This window comes from Mesorhizobium amorphae CCNWGS0123, assembly GCF_001686985.1.
Taxonomy (GTDB): Bacteria; Pseudomonadota; Alphaproteobacteria; order Rhizobiales; family Rhizobiaceae; genus Mesorhizobium; species Mesorhizobium amorphae.
Genome location: NZ_CP015318.1, coordinates 872,954 through 890,442 on the forward strand (window position 1 = coordinate 872,954; position 17,489 = coordinate 890,442).

The following is a 17,489-nucleotide window of genomic DNA, read 5'->3' on the forward strand; positions in this document are numbered from 1 at the left end:
CTAGCCAGCGCTCTCCTGCGGGCAAGGGCGAAAAAGCAGATTCCAGCGCTTATGTCTGACAAAATGGAGGGAGTGCCCTCACCGGGGCCGCCGGATAGGCGAAGCGTCGGCGGCAAACGTCCTCAGATCGCCTTGGCGCGCAAGGCACCGCGATAGGAATCGCGCAGATAGCCGAGCGTGGCGTCGGCATCGACCGGCCTGCCGAACAGATAGCCCTGCCCACCGGCACAGCCGAACTGGACGAGGCGGTCGGCCTGCGCCTCTTCCTCGATGCCTTCGGCGACCACGTCCATGCCGAGCCCCTCGCACATGGCGAGAATGGCGCGGATGATGTGTTCCGACGGCCGGTCGTCGAGGATGGAGGAGACGAAGGCGCGGTCGATCTTGAGCTTGTCGAAATGGAACTCGCGCAGGCGTCCGAGCGAGGACTGGCCGGTGCCGAAATCGTCGAGCGAAACGCGGATGCCGACGCGGCGCAGATCCTCGACGATCTTCTCAGCCGAGGCCGGATCGTTCATCAGGCCGGTTTCGGTGATCTCGATCTCCAGTCGGCGCGGATCGAACCCGGTGCGGTCGAGGATTGCCAATATGTGCAGGCCGGTGTTCTGGTCGACAAGCTGCGACGGCGACAGGTTGAAGGACAGGAACAGATCGCTCGGCCAGCTGCGGGCGGCCTCGGTGGCCTTGCGCAGCACCAGCTGCGACAGCGGGCCGATGATGCCGCGTTCCTCGGCGATCGGGATGAAGACGCTCGGCGGCACCATGCCGAGGTCGCGATCGGTCCAGCGCGCCAGTGTCTCGAAGCCGATGGTGCGGCGAGTGGTGAGATCGACGATGGGCTGGAAATGCGGCTCCACCTCGCCGGCTGAAACGGCACGGCGCAGCGCCTGCTCGATACGGGTGACGCGCTTGGCGGCTTCCTCCATCTCGCGGGTGTAGACGACAACCCGGCCACGGCCCGAGCGCTTGGCATGGTAGAGCGCGGTTTCGGCCTTGTTGACGAGGATCTCGGTGGTCTCGTCGCCGGAGTAGAACAGCGAGCAGCCGACCGAGGCCGAAAGCCTCGCCGTGCGTTCGCCGACATCATAGGGCGCCGAAAGGATCTCGATCAGCATGCGCGACTTTTCCGCCGCCGCCTCCTCGCTGAACACCATCGGATAGAGATAGGCGAACTCGTCGGCGCCGATGCGGCAAACCGTGGAGTAGCAGTCCATCGACGCGCGCAGCCGCATTGCCACCTGGATCAGGATGTCGTCGCCGGCCTTGTGGCCGAACAAATCGTTGATCGGCTTGAAGCCGTCGAGGTCGAGGATGCCCACGGTGAAAGGCGCCGGATCCTCGGACCGATCGCTGATCAGGCGGTCGACCTTGTCGAAGAAGCGGCGATGATTGCCAAGCCCGGTCAACGCATCCGTGAAGGCCAGATCGGTGTTTTCCTTGGCTGCCTGCCCGGTGCCAAACGTCGTTTGCATCGGTGTTCCTGTTTGCACCTCTGAATTCAGGCGCAGACTGGCAGCAAACCGTTTAGGAAACGTATCGCGAAATCGATTTTTCGCCGGCTGAAAAAGGTCGATCGTATGAATTGTCCGACTTTTCAGGGGCGGATGCCCTCAGGCGCCTTGCCGGACACGATAGAGTTCGATCGGGGCTCCCTTGGTCTCCGCCACAAGCTCGAGCCAATCCGGCACGCTGCCGTGCATCAGCCCGGCGAGAAAGCCTTGCGGCGCCTTCTCGGTCAGAAGCTCGCTTTCGGTGCTGCCGCGGCAAAGCGCGACCAGGCCGACGCGATGATCCGCAACGATCTTGCGCGCATTGTCGGCAGGCCCCAGGAAGGCATCGAGCGCCAAGAGGTTGCCGGCGATGTTGCGATGATAGGGCCCGGCGAACACGCGATGTCCCGAATAGGCCAGGATCGGCGCGCCGAGATTGGAGATCGCCAGCACAGTGGTATCAGGCATGTGGCCGAGCGGCGCAAAGGTCGCCATGCGGTAGCACAGCTTGTCGGTCTCGCTGTCGTCCGCCACAGTGTTCTTGGATTCGAGCGCCACCGAGGTTGCCGCCGCGGCACCGGTCCAGACGGCGTTCACCGAGATCAGCCAGGCTGCGGCCATGCGCAGCACAACGCCGCGTGACGGGCTGACCTCGGCACGCTGGCGCCATTTGGCGATCCAGGCCGAGAGCGGGATGACGGCGAAGGCGATCGAGAATGTCGAGCCACGCACCTGCCAGGCGCTGACGACGAAAGCAACGACCAGCAGCGCGGCCACGAGGCTTTCCTGCCGCCGCCAGTTGCCGCGGCTAAAGCTGATCGCCATCAGCACGATGGCCACCAGCGGCGTGGCGTAGCGGGCCGCGACGCGGGCCGGCGCATGGGCGAGAAGCGTGAACAGCGACTGGGCCTCGTCGATGTGATCGAGCCACAATTCCTTGAGGCGCGGATCGAGATTGGCATAGGGAGCCGCCAGGCATTGCGGGAACAGCGACACGACGACCGCGGCGATGACGGCAGCAAGCAGGGCGAGCGACACGAGACGCCGTTGCCAGCTGCGACCGGCGGCATCGATCGAGGCGATGACTGCCAGGCCGGTTCCGGCAAGTGCCGCCACGACGAACTGCACGGTCGAGAAGGCATCGCATTGCGCCTGGCCCCATGCCGAGAAAGGGATGGTGGCAATGAAGACCAAGGCCGAGACACCGGCAAAACCGAGGCCGAAATCCCGGGCGATCCGGCTCTCGCCCGACCTGTCGACGGCAAAAAGCAATGCAACCGAGACGCCGATAGTGGCGACATAAGGGACGGTTTCCATGCCGACGGCGAGCGTCAGCGCGGCGCAAAGTCCGGAAAAAAGCGCCGCCATCCGCCGCACCGGCGCCTCCAGCAGCAGGCAGAGGCTTGCCATGGTCAGCATCAGCTGGACGTTGTGATGATCGAGCGCCCCCGTCGAATAGATGCCGATGAAATGATACGCCGCCGCGCCGACGACGACGGACGGCAAAACAGCACTCTCGCCGGCGACATTGCGTGCCGCGCGAGTGGTGAAGAACACGGTCAGAAAGAACAGCAGCGACGGCCAGGCAATCTGCGCGACATCCTCGGCAAGAGCGGTGCTGCCGGTCAAAGCCTGCACGGCAAGGATTATGGCGGCGATTGGCGTGTCGACCAGCCGCGACCAATGCATGACGAAGCCGCCTTCCAGCCCCATCCGGTACTGGTGCAGGTCGAACCAGCCCTGGCCGCCCAGCAGGTCGCGGACCTCGACCAGGCGCAGCAGATTGTCATTGTCGCCGCCGGCATCGGTCAGTTCGCGAAAGCCGGTGCCGGCATTGACGGCCAGCGCCACCAGCATGGCAAGCAGCGCCAGCATCAAATCGGACTTCCAGGAGGAAGCGCCGGCCTTGCCTGAGCTCATCGTTATGACCTTTGTCGGAAGGAATGCGGCTTAAACCTAGCCTTAACGGCTTCAATAAATAGTAAAGCCGCCTGAGCGAGGCCGGCGTTTTGCGCGCGGCCGGGGCCTCAGATGGCATCCGGAGACGAAAATGCCGCATGAAGTCCGCCACGAGCCCGATATTGCCGTGCTCCTGCCTTGCTACAATGAGGAGCCGACGATCGCCGAGGTGGTGCGGCGGTTTCGCGAGGCGCTGCCTTCGGCCGCGATCTATGTCTACGACAACAATTCGCGCGATCTGACGGCGCTGCGAGCCCGCGCGGCCGGCGCCACCGTCATCCGCGAGCCGCGCCAGGGCAAGGGCAATGTCGTGCGGCGCATGTTCGCCGACATCGAGGCCGACATCTATCTGATGGCCGACGGCGACGGCACCTACGCGCCGGAGGACGCGCCGCAGCTGATCAACACGCTCTTGACCGAGCGCTGCGACATGGTGGTGGGCACCAGGCGCGGCGTCACCGACGACGCCGGCCGCTCCGGCCATGCCTTTGGCAACCGCATCTTCAACAGCCTCTACAAGCGGTTGTTCGGTTCGGATTTCACCGACATCTTCTCCGGCTACCGCGTCTTCACCCGGCGTTTCGTCAAGAGCTTCCCTGCCGTGTCCGGCGGCTTCGAGATCGAGACCGAAATGTCGGTGCATGCCTCGCAGCTCAAGCTGCCGGTCAGCGAGATCGCGCTTGATTATGGCCGCCGGCCGGAGGGCTCGTCGTCGAAACTGTCGACCTATCGCGACGGCGCCAGGATCCTGTGGATGTTCGCCATGCTGATGAAGGAGACGCAGCCGCTGCGCTTCTTCGGCGCCTTTGCCGTGTTCTTCCTGGGCGCGAGCCTGTTTCTGATGACGCCGGTGCTGATCGAATTCGCCGAAACCGGCCTGGTGCCGCGCATGCCGACCTGGGTGCTGTCCGTCGGACTGCTGCTTCTGTCGATGCTTTCGGTTGTGACCGGGCTGATCCTCGATTCGGTATCGCGCGGCCGCGCCGAACAAAAGCGCATCTTCTATCTGTCGATGCCGTCCGGCCGCGTCGAACGGCGTGAACGGGTCGCTGAGCAGACTGCCCTGAAACCCTCACCGGGCAAGACTCCCCGGGCGGCGTAGAAGCGTGAGCCGTCTCTTCCGCTTCATTCTGGCCGGCGGCGTCGGTTTCGTCGCCGACGCGGCGGCATTATGGCTGCTGCTGGCCGTTACGCCGCTTGGGCCGCTTGTCGCCCGCGTTCTTTCGATCGGCTTTGCGCTGATCATCACCTGGCAGTTCAACCGCCATTTGACCTTCTCGCCGTCGAGCCGCGGCATCGCGACAGAGGGCGCGCGCTATGGCGGCGTCGGCATCGCCACCAGCATCATCAACTATGTCGTCTATTGCGCGATCCTGTTTGCCCTGCCGGCGATGCCACCGCTGGCGGCGCTCTCTATCGCCTCGCTGGTCGCCATGGCGCTTTCCTTCCTCGGCTATTCCCGCCTGGTCTTCGACCGATAGGCTCTGGCTGATTGGCAGAAGCCGCCGAGTTCCTTATATCGGCGACAAGGATCGCGCCGGAGACCCAAGATGCCCTTGAAAATCGCCGTCCAGATGGACCATGTCTCGACGGTGTCAATCGCCGGCGACACGTCGTTTGCGCTGTCGCTGGAGGCGCAGCGGCGCGGCCACCAGCTGTTCCACTACACGCCCGACCGGCTGTCGATGCGCGACGGCAAGGTGTTTGCCCGCGTCGAGGAAATGCAGCTCCGCGACGAAAAGGGCAACCACTATTCGCTGGGCGAGAAGGTGCGCACCGACCTGTCGGAGATGGACGTCATCCTGCTGCGCCAGGATCCGCCCTTCGACATGAATTACATCACCACCACGCACATCCTCGAGCGCATCCACCCGAAGACGCTGGTCGTCAACGACCCGGCCTGGGTGCGCAACAGCCCGGAAAAGATCTTCGTCACCGAATTCCCGGACCTGATGCCGGAAACGCTGATCACCAAGGATCCCATGGAGGTTGCCGCCTTCCGCAAGGAGTTCGGCGACATCATCGTCAAGCCGCTCTACGGCAATGGCGGTGCCGGCATCTTCCATTTGCACGAGGCCGACCGCAACCTCGCCTCGCTGCTCGAGATGTTCGGCCAGATGTTCCGCGAGCCCTATATCGTGCAGCGCTATTTGAAGGACGTGCGCAAGGGCGACAAGCGCATCATCCTGATCGACGGCGAACCGGTGGGCGCCATCAACCGCGTGCCGGCCGAGCACGATTCGCGTTCCAACATGCATGTCGGCGGCCGCGCCGAGAAGACCGAGCTGACCGAGCGCGAGCGCGAGATCTGCGCCCGCATCGGCCCGTCGCTGAAGGAGCGCGGCTTCATCCTCGTCGGCATCGACGTCATCGGCGATTACATGACCGAGATCAACGTGACCTCGCCGACCGGCGTGCGCGAGGTGCAGCGCTTCGGCGGCGCGGATATTGCCGGCCTGTTCTGGGATTGCGTCGAGGACAAGAGGCGATAGTTCCACGTAACTGCGCCTCGGCGATCCGCTAACTCCTTGTTTTTACGCAAGTCCTGACGGAAATCCGCTACTCTAGACCACGAAGAAGTCGTCCGCGGTGAGCGAGATGCCTGGGCGCACGGTGGCGAACTGGACGGCCGCCGCTCCGCCCACCCCGTCCACATCGAACAGCAGAGCGCCTGTCGCGTTGTCGTAAAGGATGTGGTCGCTGGCATCGGTGGCTTTGTCGCCGAGCGCGAAGACCGCGGCGAAAAGCGGGCCGGCAGACAGGCCGACGAATACGGAACTGTCCAGCCGGAACATATCGTCGAGCGGATTGAAGTCGTCGATAGTGTCGTGGTTCGCCGGCCCAAGCGCGTCGAACACGAAGACATCCCTGCCCGCATCGCCGGCCAGCCGGTCGCGGCCGGCACCGCCATTGAGGATGTCGTCGCCAGCGCCGCCCCGCAGGTCGTCGGTGCCGGCGCCGCCGTCGAGGGCATCGTCGCCCGTGTCGCCGCGGATGCCGTCCGTACCGGCACCGCCGCTCATCTCGTCATTGCCGGCACCCCCCTTCAGCCAGTCGCTGCCCGCACCGCCGATGATCGTGTCGGTGCCTTCGCCGCCGAACAGCTGGTCGTGGCCTGCGCCGCCGTCGAGCGTATCGTTGAACGGGGTGCCGCTGACGCGGTCGTCGCCGCCCAGTGCGGCGACGAGCACGGCATGATCGTAGCTTCCATAGCTCCCGATGTTCGTGGCGTCGGTCAGTGTGATGGATTCGGCCGGGGGTGTGACCGTGATCGCAATCGTCGCCACATTGCTGTTGCCCTGGCCATCGGTGGCGTAAACCGTAAAGCTGTCGGTGCCGACGAAGCCGGCCTCGGGCGTGTAGTCGAACAGATTGTCGCTCAGAAAGCCCGCATGATAATGCAGGCTGGTGCCGACGTGACCTTGGTGAAACGGATAGTAATTGCCGTCGAAATGCGTGCTCGGCTCAAGGGTGCCGTGGTCTGGCCCGTCCAGGACGACAAAGTTCAGGAGATCGTAGTCGGCATCCGCCGCGCTGAACTTGATGTCGTCGAGAAATTGCCCCTGCGAAACCGACACATTCAGATCGGCCACCGTGGGCGCGTGGTTGACGAAGGTGTCGGGCTGAACCGCGCCGCCTTCCAGGATGATCTGATGCTGGCCGTACTGTGTGTTTTCGCCACCGAAATATTCGTTCGCACTGATCCATGTCACCGTGATGGTGTCGGGGCTGTCGGCGTTGACCGAGACGATCCGGGCCGACAGGTAGGCCGCCTGGTCGGACAGGGTGCGGATGAAATTGCCTTCATTGTCGAACACCTGCGTTTCCACCGTCGTCCAGGTCTCGGTCCTGCCCTCGTGGGTGAAGCTGGTGATGGTGAAGAAGCCGTCGAAGACATCGACTGAAGCCAGGTCGATCCCGCCGAATGGGAAATCCGCCTTTGCCCCTATCGGTCCGATCACGTCGCCGTCGGTTTCCGTGATGCTGAAAAGCACCGCGTCAGGGCTCGGATTGGGATTCTCGGGTTCTTCCCATACGGTGAGCTCACTGCCATTGCTTAAGGTCGGCATCCTGTCGTCCTCGCTTTTGCGCCTGGCGCGCTGCGGATGTCCCCCGACGTCCAACCATAACATCGTATGCGAGTCGGATCGGTGACAAACCCAACCGCCTTTCCATGTTGGTTAATTCTGTCTCGGGCGGAGGCAGTCCGATGGCGTTCTGCGCGTTGCGTCGACATTTCGTCGGAAGACGGCAGCGACTGTATGTTCCCGTAATGTTCTTGATTAACTCAGAAATCTGTGCTTGTCTTGCCTGGTCTCGCTCACGGCCTGATTGCACCGGCTTCGAGCGAGCCAGGTCCGGGGGTGTTGAAAATATGGTGGCGCGGGTTCGCACGGTTGCTTTCCAGGGCATCGAGGCCGTGCCGGTCGATGTCCAGGTGATGATCGCGCCGGGCAAGGTCAACATGCATATTGTTGGCCTGGCCGACAAGGCGGTGGCCGAAAGCCGCGAACGGGTGCAGGCGGCACTCCATGCCTCCGGCCTGTCGATGCCGTCGAAGAAGGTGACGGTCAATCTGGCGCCTGCCGACCTGCCCAAGGAAGGCAGCCATTACGACCTCCCCATCGCACTCGGCCTGATGGCCGCACTTGGCGCCATTCCGGGCGACATGCTGGCCGGCTATGTCGTGCTCGGCGAATTGTCGCTCGACGGCACCATTGCCGCTGTGGCCGGCGCGCTGCCGGCGGCGATCGGCGCCAATGCCGAAGGCAAAGGCCTGATCTGCCCCCACGCCTGCGGGCCGGAAGCGGCCTGGGCCGGCAAGGATTTCGACATATTGGCACCGCGCAGCCTGATTGCGATCGCCAATCATTTTCGCGGCACGCAAGTGCTGTCGCGGCCGGAAGCCGGCATCCACGTTTCGGCGCGCGACCTGCCCGACCTCGCCGACATCAAGGGCCAGGAGAGCGCCAAGCGGGCGCTGGAGGTGGCGGCCGCCGGCGGACACAACCTCTTGATGGTCGGACCGCCAGGTTCGGGCAAATCGATGCTGGCGCAAAGGCTGCCGTCGATCCTGCCGCCGCTGGCGCCGAAGGAACTTCTGGAAGTCTCGATGATCGCCTCGGTGGCCGGCGAGCTCGGCGAAGGCAAGCTGACCGACCGGCGGCCGTTCCGCGCCCCGCACCATTCGGCCTCGATGGCGGCGATGGTTGGCGGCGGCTTGCGGGCGCGGCCGGGTGAGGTTTCGCTTGCCCATCACGGCGTGCTGTTCCTCGACGAGTTTCCCGAATTCACGCCGCAGACTCTCGACGCACTGCGCCAGCCGCTGGAGACCGGCGACTGCATGATCGCGCGCGCCAACCATCGCGTCACCTATCCGGCGCGCATCCAGCTGGTCGCGGCGATGAACCCGTGCCGCTGCGGCATGGCCGGCGAGCCCGGCTATCGCTGCCTGCGCGGCGAGCGCTGCCGCACCGACTACCAGGCGCGCATTTCCGGCCCGTTGCTCGACCGCATCGATCTCCGCATCGAAGTCCCGGCGGTTTCGGCCAGCGATCTGATCCGGCCCGACAAGGCGGAGAACAGTGCGGCCGTGGCACTGCGCGTGGCGCGCGCCCGCACCATCCAGCGCGAGCGTTTCGAGCGGCTAGGCGTCACCAGCGCCACCACGAACGCGCATTGCTCGCCCTCGATCATCGAGGAGATCGCCGTGCCGGATGCTGCCGGCCTGACGCTGCTGAAGGACGCCAGCGAAAAGCTCGGCTTTTCCGCGCGTGCGTACCACCGGGTGCTGAAAGTGGCGCGGACACTGGCCGACCTCGACGCCAGCGAAACGGTCGGCCGCATCCATCTGGCCGAGGCGATTTCCTACCGCATGATGTCGGAGCGGATGGCGCAGGCGGCTTAGCTTTTGACATTGCCTCGTGCGCTGCGCCGATAGGCTTGGCGTCAGGTCGGGTCTGCGGCGCATGCAAATCTCCTCGGGAGACAGGCAGCGGCGGATTCGGCTGATGTTTCAGGACAAGGGTTGATTGGAAAGCTGTCCGTCCTGTCACGTCCGCAACGAAACCTCGGAGATCCTATCTGACGGTCAGATATATCGTCGTGTATCTTGTGTTGCCGGCCGGATCAATCGCTGAGAAAACCGCTTTGTCTTTGCCCTGATATCCAGCCGTGGATTGATAATATCCCTTGATCCCCCTTGAAACCTTGCGGGGGCATTTCGATTGCGGCAGCAACTTGCTGTAGGTGTTTTCAACCGCCCCCTCGGAAAGCACCAGGGTACCGTGCTCCGGGTAAGAGCTTACCTTTGCCTTCAGGTGTGAAATAGTGCAATCCTGATATATCTCGTCATTTTTGTATATATAAGTATTTATCCCTGATTTTACATTTTTATAATACATACCGTAAAACGTGTGACCCGCTTGGGCAGGCGTGTAAAAACACGCTGCCAGTATCAAGATGACAATACGACGATGCATGTTTCCAGACGCAAGGAACCTTCCCATTTGTCGCTCCCTCAAGCCAAATATTGGCTCGCAGAACTATCACGGACTTCCCTTGTGTCATACTGCTTTTACATGCAATCCGACCGACGAGGCCAGGATCCTGATCAAAACCCCGTGAAATAGGCCAAGCACATCCACAACGGAGCCTGTATTGATTGGCATCCTCGAAGTGGCGCGTCCGAAAAGCGCGGCCGTTTCCGCGTTCTCAACTTTCTTGCGCGCGCGCCTTCAACTCCAGCCGCCGCCTGTGCAGCACCGGCTCGGTGTAACCGTTGGGCTGGACGCTGCCCTTGAAGACCAGGTCGCAGGCGGCCTGGAAGGCGATGGAGCTGTCGAAGTCGGGCGCCATCGGCTGATAGAGCGGGTCGCCGACATTCTGGCGGTCGACGATGGCCGCCATGCGCTGCAAGGCATCCATGACCTGGATCTTCGAGCAGACATCGTGGCGCAGCCAGTTGGCGATGTGCTGCGAGGAAATGCGCAGCGTGGCGCGATCCTCCATCAGCCCGACATCGTTGATATCTGGCACTTTTGAGCAGCCGACGCCCTGGTCGACCCAGCGCACGACATAGCCCAGAATGCCCTGCGCGTTGTTGTCGAGTTCGCGCTGGACCTCGTCCGGCGTCCAGTTGGGTCGCACCGCCACCGGCACCGACAATATATCGTCGAGCTTGGCCTTGGGCCGGCTCTTCAGCGCCGCCTGCACTTCATGCACATCGACCTTGTGGTAGTGAGTGGCGTGCAGCGTCGCAGCCGTCGGTGACGGCACCCAGGCGGTGTTGGCGCCGGCCTTCGGGTGGGCGATCTTCTCGACCAGCATCGCCGCCATCAGGTCGGGCATCGCCCACATGCCCTTGCCGATCTGGGCGTGGCCGGCCAGGCCGCATTCGAGCCCGGTGTCGACATTCCAGGCCTCGTAGGCGGAAATCCAGGCGGCCTGCTTCATGTCGCCCTTGCGGATCATCGGGCCGGCTTCCATCGAGGTGTGGATCTCGTCGCCGGTGCGGTCGAGGAAACCGGTGTTGATGAACACCACGCGCTCTCTTGCCGAGCGGATCGCCTCCTTGAGGTTGACGGTTGTGCGCCGCTCCTCGTCCATGATGCCCATCTTGATGGTGTTTTTGGCCATGCCGAGCAGCGCTTCGACGCGATCGAAAATCTCGACGGCGAAGGCGACCTCCTCCGGCCCGTGCATCTTCGGCTTCACCACATACATCGAGCCGGCGCGGGAATTCATCCGCCGTCCGCCCGGCCCGACATCGTGCAGCGCGATCAGCGCCGTCATCGCCGCGTCCATGATGCCTTCCGGCACCTCGTTGCCGTCGCGGTCCGATATCGCCGGGTTGGTCATCAGGTGGCCGACATTGCGCACCAGCATCAGCGAACGGCCGGGCAGCGCAAGCTGGCCGCCGGACGGCGCAGTGTAGCCGCGATCGGGATTGAGCTTGCGGACAAACGTCTTGCCGCCCTTGCTGATCTCTTCGGCCAAATCGCCCTTCATCAGGCCGAGCCAGTTGCGGTAGACGATGACCTTGTCCTCGGCGTCCACCGCCGCGACCGAATCCTCGCAATCCTGGATGGTGGTCAGCGCCGATTCCAGGATGATGTCGGCGATCCCCGCCGGGTCGGTGCGGCCGATCTGGTTGGCGCGGTCGATGGTGATCTCGATATGCAGGCCATTCTTGACCAGCAGCACGGCCTCGGGCGTGGCGGCATCGCCGCGATAGCCGGCAAACTGTTTCGGATCGGCCAGCGTGGTGCCGCCGGCGCCGGCGCTGAGCTTCAGCGCGCCATTCGCCACCGACAGGCCGTTGACCCCGGCCCATTTGCCCGAGGTAAGCGGCACCGACTGGTCGAGGAAGTCCTTGGCCCAGGCAACCACCTTGGCGCCGCGCACGGGGTTGAACCCCTTGCCTTTTTCCGCGCCGCCCGTTTCAGGGATGGCATCGGTGCCGTAGAGCGCGTCATAGAGCGAACCCCAGCGGGCATTGGCGGCGTTCAGCGCATAGCGCGCATTCATCACCGGCACCACCAGCTGCGGCCCGGCGACGACCGCGATCTCCGGATCGACATTTTCGGTGGAGACGCTGAAGGCCGGGCCCTCAGGGACGAGATAGCCGATCTCCTTCAGGAAAGTCTTGTAGGCCTCCATGTCGAGCGGCGCGCCATTGTCGCGGTACCAGCCGTCGAGTTGCTCCTGCATGGCGTCGCGTTTTGCCAGCAGCGCCCGGTTCCTAGGTGCGAGATCATGGATGATTGCGGAAAAACCGTTCCAGAACGCATCGGCGGCGATGCCGGTGCCGGGCAGCGCTTCGTTCACGACGAAGTCATGCAGCTCGCGGGCAGTCCGCAATCCAGCGATCTCAACGCGATCGGTCATCAGGGCGTCTCCAGATGAAAGGCTAGGCCGGGCCTTTGGCATGTCGGGGGTGAAGGGTCAATTCGGCTTAGGGTGAAGGTGGGCAAATCGCGTCCATTTCGGATGCCCGAGCGCCGGCGCTGGTTGGCGTGGCTCCCCCTTCTCCCCTTGTGGGAGAAGGTGGCCTCGCGAAGCGAGGTCGGATGAGGGGTGCTCCAGCTTGGCACCGACGCTGATCCTTCGCGCACCCCTCATCCGTCTCGGCGCTGCGCGCCGATCCACCTTCTCCCACAAGGGGAGAAGGAAAAGGGCGCCCTCAAACCGCAATCCTTGGCCGTCCCGACGCCACCGCCACCACATGCGCTTCGATGAACATGCGCTGGCTTTCGACGGTGGAGACGCTGAATTCGGTGGCGACTTCGATCTCGGCGCTGTCGGTGCCGGCGTCTTTCGCCCGTTTGGCGGCGATGGCCCGCACATCGGCCTCGGCTGCCGCCACAGCGGAAGCCTCGTCGGTGAAATCGCGCACGCTTTCACCCGATGCGAGGCGGAACAGGCCCTCCACGGGCTGGCTGACGCGGGCCTCGGCCGAGACGCGGACCTGGCCGACGACGGCGCCGAGCGCGTTGGCGACGTCGGTATCGTCGGGCACCACGCAGCCATTGCCGACCAGCGGCGGCAGCCCGGCATAGTGCAGCGGCGCCGAGGCGCCGAGGCCGATGACCGGACGGTCGAGCGCGACGCTGAGGCGGGCGATGCCGGGATGGGAATCGACGGCGCGCTGCACCAGCGCGTGCGCCACGGTGGCGGCGCCATCCAGCCCATCCTCGGCGAAGGCGGTTTCGAGGATGTATTCGGCCGACCAGCGGGTCAGCGTCAGCAGCACGCGCTCGGAAATCGCCTCCGGCGTGGCGGCGATCGCCTGTCCCCTGCCGTCGCGCTTGCGGGCGAACAGCTCGGCGCCGAGACGGGCCGGGGCGGCGTGCCAATTGGCCTGCTTGCCCAGCACATGGGCGGCATCCGACGGGGTGAAGCCCGAAATATGCACCAGCCCGCGCGACACCAGCCGGTTCAGCGTGGCGTTCTGGGCGTTGGAGGTGAGCAGCCTGTCGAGCGGCAGCGGGGTGGCGCCAATCAATTCGTAGAGCTTGGCCTCGGCGCCGGTCAGGCCTGCCGCCAGCCGCTCCGGCACACCGGTGCGCACCGCGAAGCGGCCATCCATGCGGCCGGGGTTGGGCGCGCGCAGCTGGCGTTCCAGTTCGACGGTCACCGCCTCGCCATGCACCATGCCGGCCAGCGCCAGCGGCACCAGGCGGCGCGGCCCGAGCAGGATCTTTGGGTTGAGCGCGCCGTCCTCCAGCGCCACTTCGGAATCGCCGCCGAGGCCGAAGGTGCGCATGGCCACCGCCTCGACCATGGTGCGGAAGCCGCCCACGGTGGCGCCTTCCGGGTCGAGCCGGGGGCGGCCGCCGTCGAGCACGGCGACGTCGGTGGTGGTGCCGCCAATGTCGGAGACGACGGCGTCGTCGAGCCCGGTCATGTGGCGGGCGCCGACCAGGCTGGCGGCCGGGCCCGACAATATGGTCTCGATCGGCCGCTGGCGGGCGAAAGCCGCCGACACCAAGGCGCCGTCGCCGCGCACCACCATCAGGGGTGCCGCGATCTTGCGCGCTTCCAAAAAGCCTTCGGTCGCCGCCACCAGCCGGTCGATCATCGAGATCAGCCTGGCGTTGAGCAGCGTCGTCAGCGCCCGGCGCGGGCCGCCGAGTTTTGCCGACAGTTCGTGGCTGGCGGTGACCGGCAGGCCGGTCTTCTCGCGGATCAGCTCGCGGGCGGCGATCTCATGCGCCGGGTTGCGGGTGGCGAAGTAGGCGCAGACGGCAAAGCCCGACACCGAGCCGCCGAGCTCGGGGAGCGCGGCTTCCAGCCCGGACAAATCGAGCTTGGCCGCATTGCCGTGGACATCGTGGCCGCCGGGGCAGAACACCACGGGGTCGGTGCCCAAAGCCGTCTTCAGCCCGTCGCGGGCAAGGTCGGTCTCGGAAAAGCCGATCATGACCAGCGCCACGCGGCCGCCCTGGCCCTCGACCAGCGCGTTGGTGGCCAATGTAGTCGACATCGACACCAGCTTTATCGCCGTGGGATCGGTGCGGGATTTTTCCAGCACCGCATCGACCGCGCCGGAAATGCCGACCGCCAGATCATGCCGCGTCGTCAGCGCCTTGGCCTTGGCCAGCACCTTGCCACGCGGGCTGCCGCTTTCCGACCACAGCACGGCATCGGTATAGGTGCCGCCGGTGTCGATGCCGAGGAACAGAGGCAGGGGTTTTGGCTTGGCGGTCATTTTTTGGCGGCGGTCCGGGCAGCGAGGGTTCTTGCTGCGAAGCCCTTAGCCGATACGGCCCGGTCGATAAAGCGGCGAGCGCTGGGCCAAGGAAGGAGAGCATAATCTCCCCCCTCGTGGGGGAGATGGCCGGCAGGCCAGAGGGGGGCGCGAAGGATCGCCCACTTCGCCGCGACCTAAGGCGCCCCAGTGAGCCCGGCCGCAATCACAATATGCTGGCAGACATTGTCGATGTCACGAAGGATGTCGTCGTTCCAAAAGCGCAGGACGGTCCAACCATCCTGTTCCAGACGCGCTGTCCTCGCTTCGTCGGCGACAACGGCATCAGCTTCCGCATGCTGGCTGCCGTCGACTTCGACGACGAGTTTCTTCTCTGGACACGCGAAGTCGACGATGTAGTCGGCGATCGGAACTTGCCTCCGGAAGCCAAGCCCCATCAGCCGATGCGCGCGAAGCTCGTTCCAGAGCTTCAATTCGGCTGATGTCATGACCTTGCGCATCGACCTGGCGTTTGCGCGGTGTTTTGGAGGCAAGGGCGTATGAGGCATTGTTGATGCTCGGTGGCTGTTGAGGTTGACGCCCTACGGCGCCCCCCTCTGTCCTGCCGGACATCTACCCCACGAGGGGGGAGATCGGCAGATCACTCCACCAGGTCGATTTCCTCGGTCTCGCCGCCGCTGCAGGTGTAGCAGCAGTCTTCGCACTTTTCCTTGTTGTTGGGGCCGACGCCCCAATAGGTCGCCTCGTCGCCGTCGACCCAGGCGCCGTAGCAGATCGATTCGCCTTCCTCGCAGGAGATCGGCAGTTGCTTGGTCTCGCCGTCGTCGAGATAGAAATCCTTGCCATCGCCCGGCCAGACATAGTCGCGGTCCTGGCTGTAGAGCTCGACGCGCATGGCGTTGGGATGGCTGTTCTTGATCTCGAAGGTGACGTCGCCGGCATGAGCGGCGGGCGCGAACAGGGCCGCGAGCGAGAGCGCGACGACGATACGGCGCGGAAAGGCGAAAGACATAAAACCCCCAGGGATTGAGAATCGACCCCCACGGCCGAGGGGTGAATCATCGCATGATGTTGGCGGATGCCAAGGGAATAATGGCGATAATCCCTGACTGATTTTGGGGTATTGGCGAAAGCGACGCTACAGCCAATCTCCCCCCTTGTGGGGGAGATGTCCGGCAGGACAGAGGGGGGCGCGAAGGATCGCAAACGTCTGCGGTTCAACAGCCGAAAAATTAGCATACGGCATAGCTGCATTGACCGACAGGTCGGCGGGACAGCACCCCCCTCTGCCCTGCCGGCATCTCCCCCACAAGGGGAGAAGGGAGAAGCGCCCCCGCTACGGCACCAGGTCAATCGTCTCCGTCGTCTTCTCCACGCAGATGAAGCAGCAATTGTCGCAAGGCTGGTCGTTGTCGGGGCCGACACCGGCATTGATCTGGTCGTTGCCGTTGACCCAGGCGCCGTAGCAGATGCTTTCGCCCGGATTGCAGGAGATCGGCACCGATTTCTGCGAACCCGGCTGGATCAGGAACACGCTGTCGCCGCCCGGCCAGACGGTCTCGCGGTTGCGGCTGAACAGCTCGACCGCCACCGCTTGGCTACGCAGGTTCTTGACGAAGAATGCCATCTCGGCGGCATGCGCCGGGGTGGCGAGGAGCAGGGTGGCGAGGGCGAGGCGAAGCATGGCGGTGTCCCGAATCGGAGACGCAAGCTCGCATGATCAGCGGCCGACCGCCATCATCCCCTTCAGCGCGCCACCACCACATGCGGCGCGAACTGCCGGATCGCGTCGATCATGTCCTCGCCGCGGACATCGAGCGAGGAGACCTCCATGTGCACGATGGTCTTGCCGAAGGGCAGGATCCGGCTCAGCGCATTGGCCGGCGCATATTTGATCGCGTCGGGCGGCTCCCCGGTGAGCTCGAAATTGAGCATCGCCGAGCCCTTGCCGGAGGTGAGACGCACGCTGCGCACCTCGTGCCACGGCACCAGCACATCGCCGGCGCGAGCATCGCGGAAGCCGCGCTGATCCAAGACGACCTTGACCGAAGTGTCGAAGGCGCCGCGCGCGATTGATGCGCCGAGCGCCAGGCACGGCACCGCCAGCACCGCGATGACCAGCACATGCCCGCCATCGGCGCCCGACGCCAGCCCCTGCAGCGCGCCGAAGCCGAACATCGCGCCGATGATGAACGGCCCGAGGGCCGGGAAGATTTTTCCCGTGACGCTGTTGCGGAGTTCGAGCGGGGTGGACATTTTTTGCCGCTCACCGTTCGGGCTTCATCAGCGTCCAGATCCAGCCGATGAAGGTCAGCACCAGGAACGGATAGCCGGCGGCAGGCAAGGGCGACGAGGTCGGCAGCAAGGGCGCGCCCCAGAGGACCATGCCCACCGACACGGCAAACAGCACGGCGGCGATGAAGCCTGTGAGCCGCATCCACAGGGCAAAGGTGTTCGGCGCGCTGATCAGGACAAGGGCCGCCGCCCAGAGCGAGATGCCGCCGACATAGGAGGGAACACTAGCCTCCAGACCCGCCGCATTGCCTGACAGCAGCAGGCTCTCGCCGGCGACGAAGGTGAGGAACCCGGCCGCGACGCAGTCATTGCCCAGCCGCTGGTATTTCATCGTCAGCAGGGCGGTTGCCACCACAAGCGCCACGCCGTCGAACGCCCAGAGCGTTTCGCGCAGCTCCGCGCTCGCCACAAAGGTGCCAGCGAGGCCGAAAGCGCCGCCGATGGCGAGGCCGATCGCGGCGACGGTGTCGAGAATGGAGCGCATGTGATGTCTCCCCAAGCCGGGAGAGGATAGCGCAGCATGGCACGTTTCT

General features: G+C 64.6%; 15 protein-coding genes. 4 read left to right on the forward strand and 11 right to left on the reverse strand.

Annotated features, from left to right (window positions below; genetic code table 11):
* Positions 1-122 precede the first annotated feature (122 nt).
* Positions 123-1,472, reverse strand: a complete 1,350-nt coding sequence (locus tag A6B35_RS04210) for a putative bifunctional diguanylate cyclase/phosphodiesterase (RefSeq protein WP_006205381.1) — start codon at positions 1,470-1,472, stop codon at positions 123-125.
* A gap of 138 nt (positions 1,473-1,610) precedes the next feature.
* On the reverse strand, positions 1,611-3,410 hold the full coding sequence (locus A6B35_RS04215) for a hypothetical protein (protein ID WP_006205382.1): 1,800 nt from the start codon (positions 3,408-3,410) through the stop codon (positions 1,611-1,613).
* 130 nt (positions 3,411-3,540) lie between these two features.
* On the opposite strand from A6B35_RS04215, the gene A6B35_RS04220 reads away from it, so the two are divergent.
* The 3 genes from A6B35_RS04220 to gshB all read left to right on the forward strand — a co-directional run bounded on the left by A6B35_RS04220 (position 3,541) and on the right by gshB (position 5,941).
* Positions 3,541-4,551, forward strand: a complete 1,011-nt coding sequence (locus tag A6B35_RS04220; protein WP_006205383.1) for a glycosyltransferase — start codon at positions 3,541-3,543, stop codon at positions 4,549-4,551.
* A 4-nt stretch (positions 4,552-4,555) separates the two neighbouring features.
* On the forward strand, positions 4,556-4,930 hold the full coding sequence (locus tag A6B35_RS04225) for a GtrA family protein (protein WP_006205384.1): 375 nt from the start codon (positions 4,556-4,558) through the stop codon (positions 4,928-4,930).
* Positions 4,931-4,999: 69 nt separating this feature from the next.
* On the forward strand, positions 5,000-5,941 hold the full coding sequence (gene gshB / locus A6B35_RS04230; RefSeq protein ID WP_006205385.1) for a glutathione synthase: 942 nt from the start codon (positions 5,000-5,002) through the stop codon (positions 5,939-5,941).
* 72 nt (positions 5,942-6,013) lie between these two features.
* On the opposite strand, the gene A6B35_RS04235 is transcribed toward gshB, so the two are convergent.
* Positions 6,014-7,519 (reverse strand): Ig-like domain-containing protein, encoded by a 1,506-nt coding sequence (locus A6B35_RS04235; protein WP_006205386.1) that lies wholly within the window; start codon positions 7,517-7,519, stop codon positions 6,014-6,016.
* A 305-nt stretch (positions 7,520-7,824) separates the two neighbouring features.
* Here A6B35_RS04235 and A6B35_RS04240 point away from each other — a divergent pair, with 305 nt between their 5' ends.
* Positions 7,825-9,357 (forward strand): YifB family Mg chelatase-like AAA ATPase, encoded by a 1,533-nt coding sequence (locus A6B35_RS04240; protein WP_006205387.1) that lies wholly within the window; start codon positions 7,825-7,827, stop codon positions 9,355-9,357.
* A gap of 172 nt (positions 9,358-9,529) precedes the next feature.
* Here the strand turns inward: A6B35_RS04240 and A6B35_RS35410 are convergent, their stop codons facing one another.
* The 8 genes from A6B35_RS35410 to A6B35_RS36125 form a co-directional block, all read right to left on the reverse strand.
* On the reverse strand, positions 9,530-9,958 hold the full coding sequence (locus A6B35_RS35410) for a hypothetical protein (RefSeq protein ID WP_139032254.1): 429 nt from the start codon (positions 9,956-9,958) through the stop codon (positions 9,530-9,532).
* Between the two features lie 205 nt (positions 9,959-10,163).
* Positions 10,164-12,338 (reverse strand): malate synthase G, encoded by a 2,175-nt coding sequence (locus tag A6B35_RS04245; protein ID WP_065518150.1) that lies wholly within the window; start codon positions 12,336-12,338, stop codon positions 10,164-10,166.
* 295 nt (positions 12,339-12,633) lie between these two features.
* The gene (locus tag A6B35_RS04250) at positions 12,634-14,661 is read right to left on the reverse strand and encodes a hydantoinase/oxoprolinase family protein (protein WP_006204297.1); all 2,028 of its coding nucleotides are present in this window, start codon (positions 14,659-14,661) and stop codon (positions 12,634-12,636) included.
* Positions 14,662-14,837: 176 nt separating this feature from the next.
* On the reverse strand, positions 14,838-15,209 hold the full coding sequence (locus A6B35_RS34240; protein ID WP_006204296.1) for an endonuclease domain-containing protein: 372 nt from the start codon (positions 15,207-15,209) through the stop codon (positions 14,838-14,840).
* A 92-nt stretch (positions 15,210-15,301) separates the two neighbouring features.
* The gene (locus A6B35_RS04260; protein ID WP_006204295.1) at positions 15,302-15,673 is read right to left on the reverse strand and encodes a hypothetical protein; all 372 of its coding nucleotides are present in this window, start codon (positions 15,671-15,673) and stop codon (positions 15,302-15,304) included.
* 324 nt (positions 15,674-15,997) lie between these two features.
* Entirely contained in the window at positions 15,998-16,345 is a 348-nt protein-coding gene (locus A6B35_RS04265) for a hypothetical protein (RefSeq protein WP_006201105.1), read from the reverse strand.
* A 62-nt stretch (positions 16,346-16,407) separates the two neighbouring features.
* The gene (locus A6B35_RS04270; RefSeq protein WP_006201104.1) at positions 16,408-16,917 is read right to left on the reverse strand and encodes a hypothetical protein; all 510 of its coding nucleotides are present in this window, start codon (positions 16,915-16,917) and stop codon (positions 16,408-16,410) included.
* A 10-nt stretch (positions 16,918-16,927) separates the two neighbouring features.
* Positions 16,928-17,440, reverse strand: a complete 513-nt coding sequence (locus A6B35_RS36125; RefSeq protein WP_006201103.1) for a hypothetical protein — start codon at positions 17,438-17,440, stop codon at positions 16,928-16,930.
* Positions 17,441-17,489 lie beyond the last annotated feature (49 nt).

Coding starts and splice junctions, on each gene's coding strand:
- A6B35_RS04210 (WP_006205381.1), bottom strand. CDS start 1,472: ATGCAAACGACGTTTGGCACCGGGCAGGCAGCCAAGGAAAACACCGAT.
- A6B35_RS04215 (WP_006205382.1), bottom strand. CDS start 3,410: ATGAGCTCAGGCAAGGCCGGCGCTTCCTCCTGGAAGTCCGATTTGATG.
- A6B35_RS04220 (WP_006205383.1), top strand. CDS start 3,541: ATGCCGCATGAAGTCCGCCACGAGCCCGATATTGCCGTGCTCCTGCCT.
- gshB (WP_006205385.1), top strand. CDS start 5,000: ATGCCCTTGAAAATCGCCGTCCAGATGGACCATGTCTCGACGGTGTCA.
- A6B35_RS04235 (WP_006205386.1), bottom strand. CDS start 7,519: ATGCCGACCTTAAGCAATGGCAGTGAGCTCACCGTATGGGAAGAACCC.
- A6B35_RS04240 (WP_006205387.1), top strand. CDS start 7,825: ATGGTGGCGCGGGTTCGCACGGTTGCTTTCCAGGGCATCGAGGCCGTG.
- A6B35_RS35410 (WP_139032254.1), bottom strand. CDS start 9,958: ATGGGAAGGTTCCTTGCGTCTGGAAACATGCATCGTCGTATTGTCATC.
- A6B35_RS04245 (WP_065518150.1), bottom strand. CDS start 12,338: ATGACCGATCGCGTTGAGATCGCTGGATTGCGGACTGCCCGCGAGCTG.
- A6B35_RS04250 (WP_006204297.1), bottom strand. CDS start 14,661: ATGACCGCCAAGCCAAAACCCCTGCCTCTGTTCCTCGGCATCGACACC.
- A6B35_RS34240 (WP_006204296.1), bottom strand. CDS start 15,209: ATGCCTCATACGCCCTTGCCTCCAAAACACCGCGCAAACGCCAGGTCG.
- A6B35_RS04260 (WP_006204295.1), bottom strand. CDS start 15,673: ATGTCTTTCGCCTTTCCGCGCCGTATCGTCGTCGCGCTCTCGCTCGCG.
- A6B35_RS04265 (WP_006201105.1), bottom strand. CDS start 16,345: ATGCTTCGCCTCGCCCTCGCCACCCTGCTCCTCGCCACCCCGGCGCAT.
- A6B35_RS04270 (WP_006201104.1), bottom strand. CDS start 16,917: ATGTCCACCCCGCTCGAACTCCGCAACAGCGTCACGGGAAAAATCTTC.
- A6B35_RS36125 (WP_006201103.1), bottom strand. CDS start 17,440: ATGCGCTCCATTCTCGACACCGTCGCCGCGATCGGCCTCGCCATCGGC.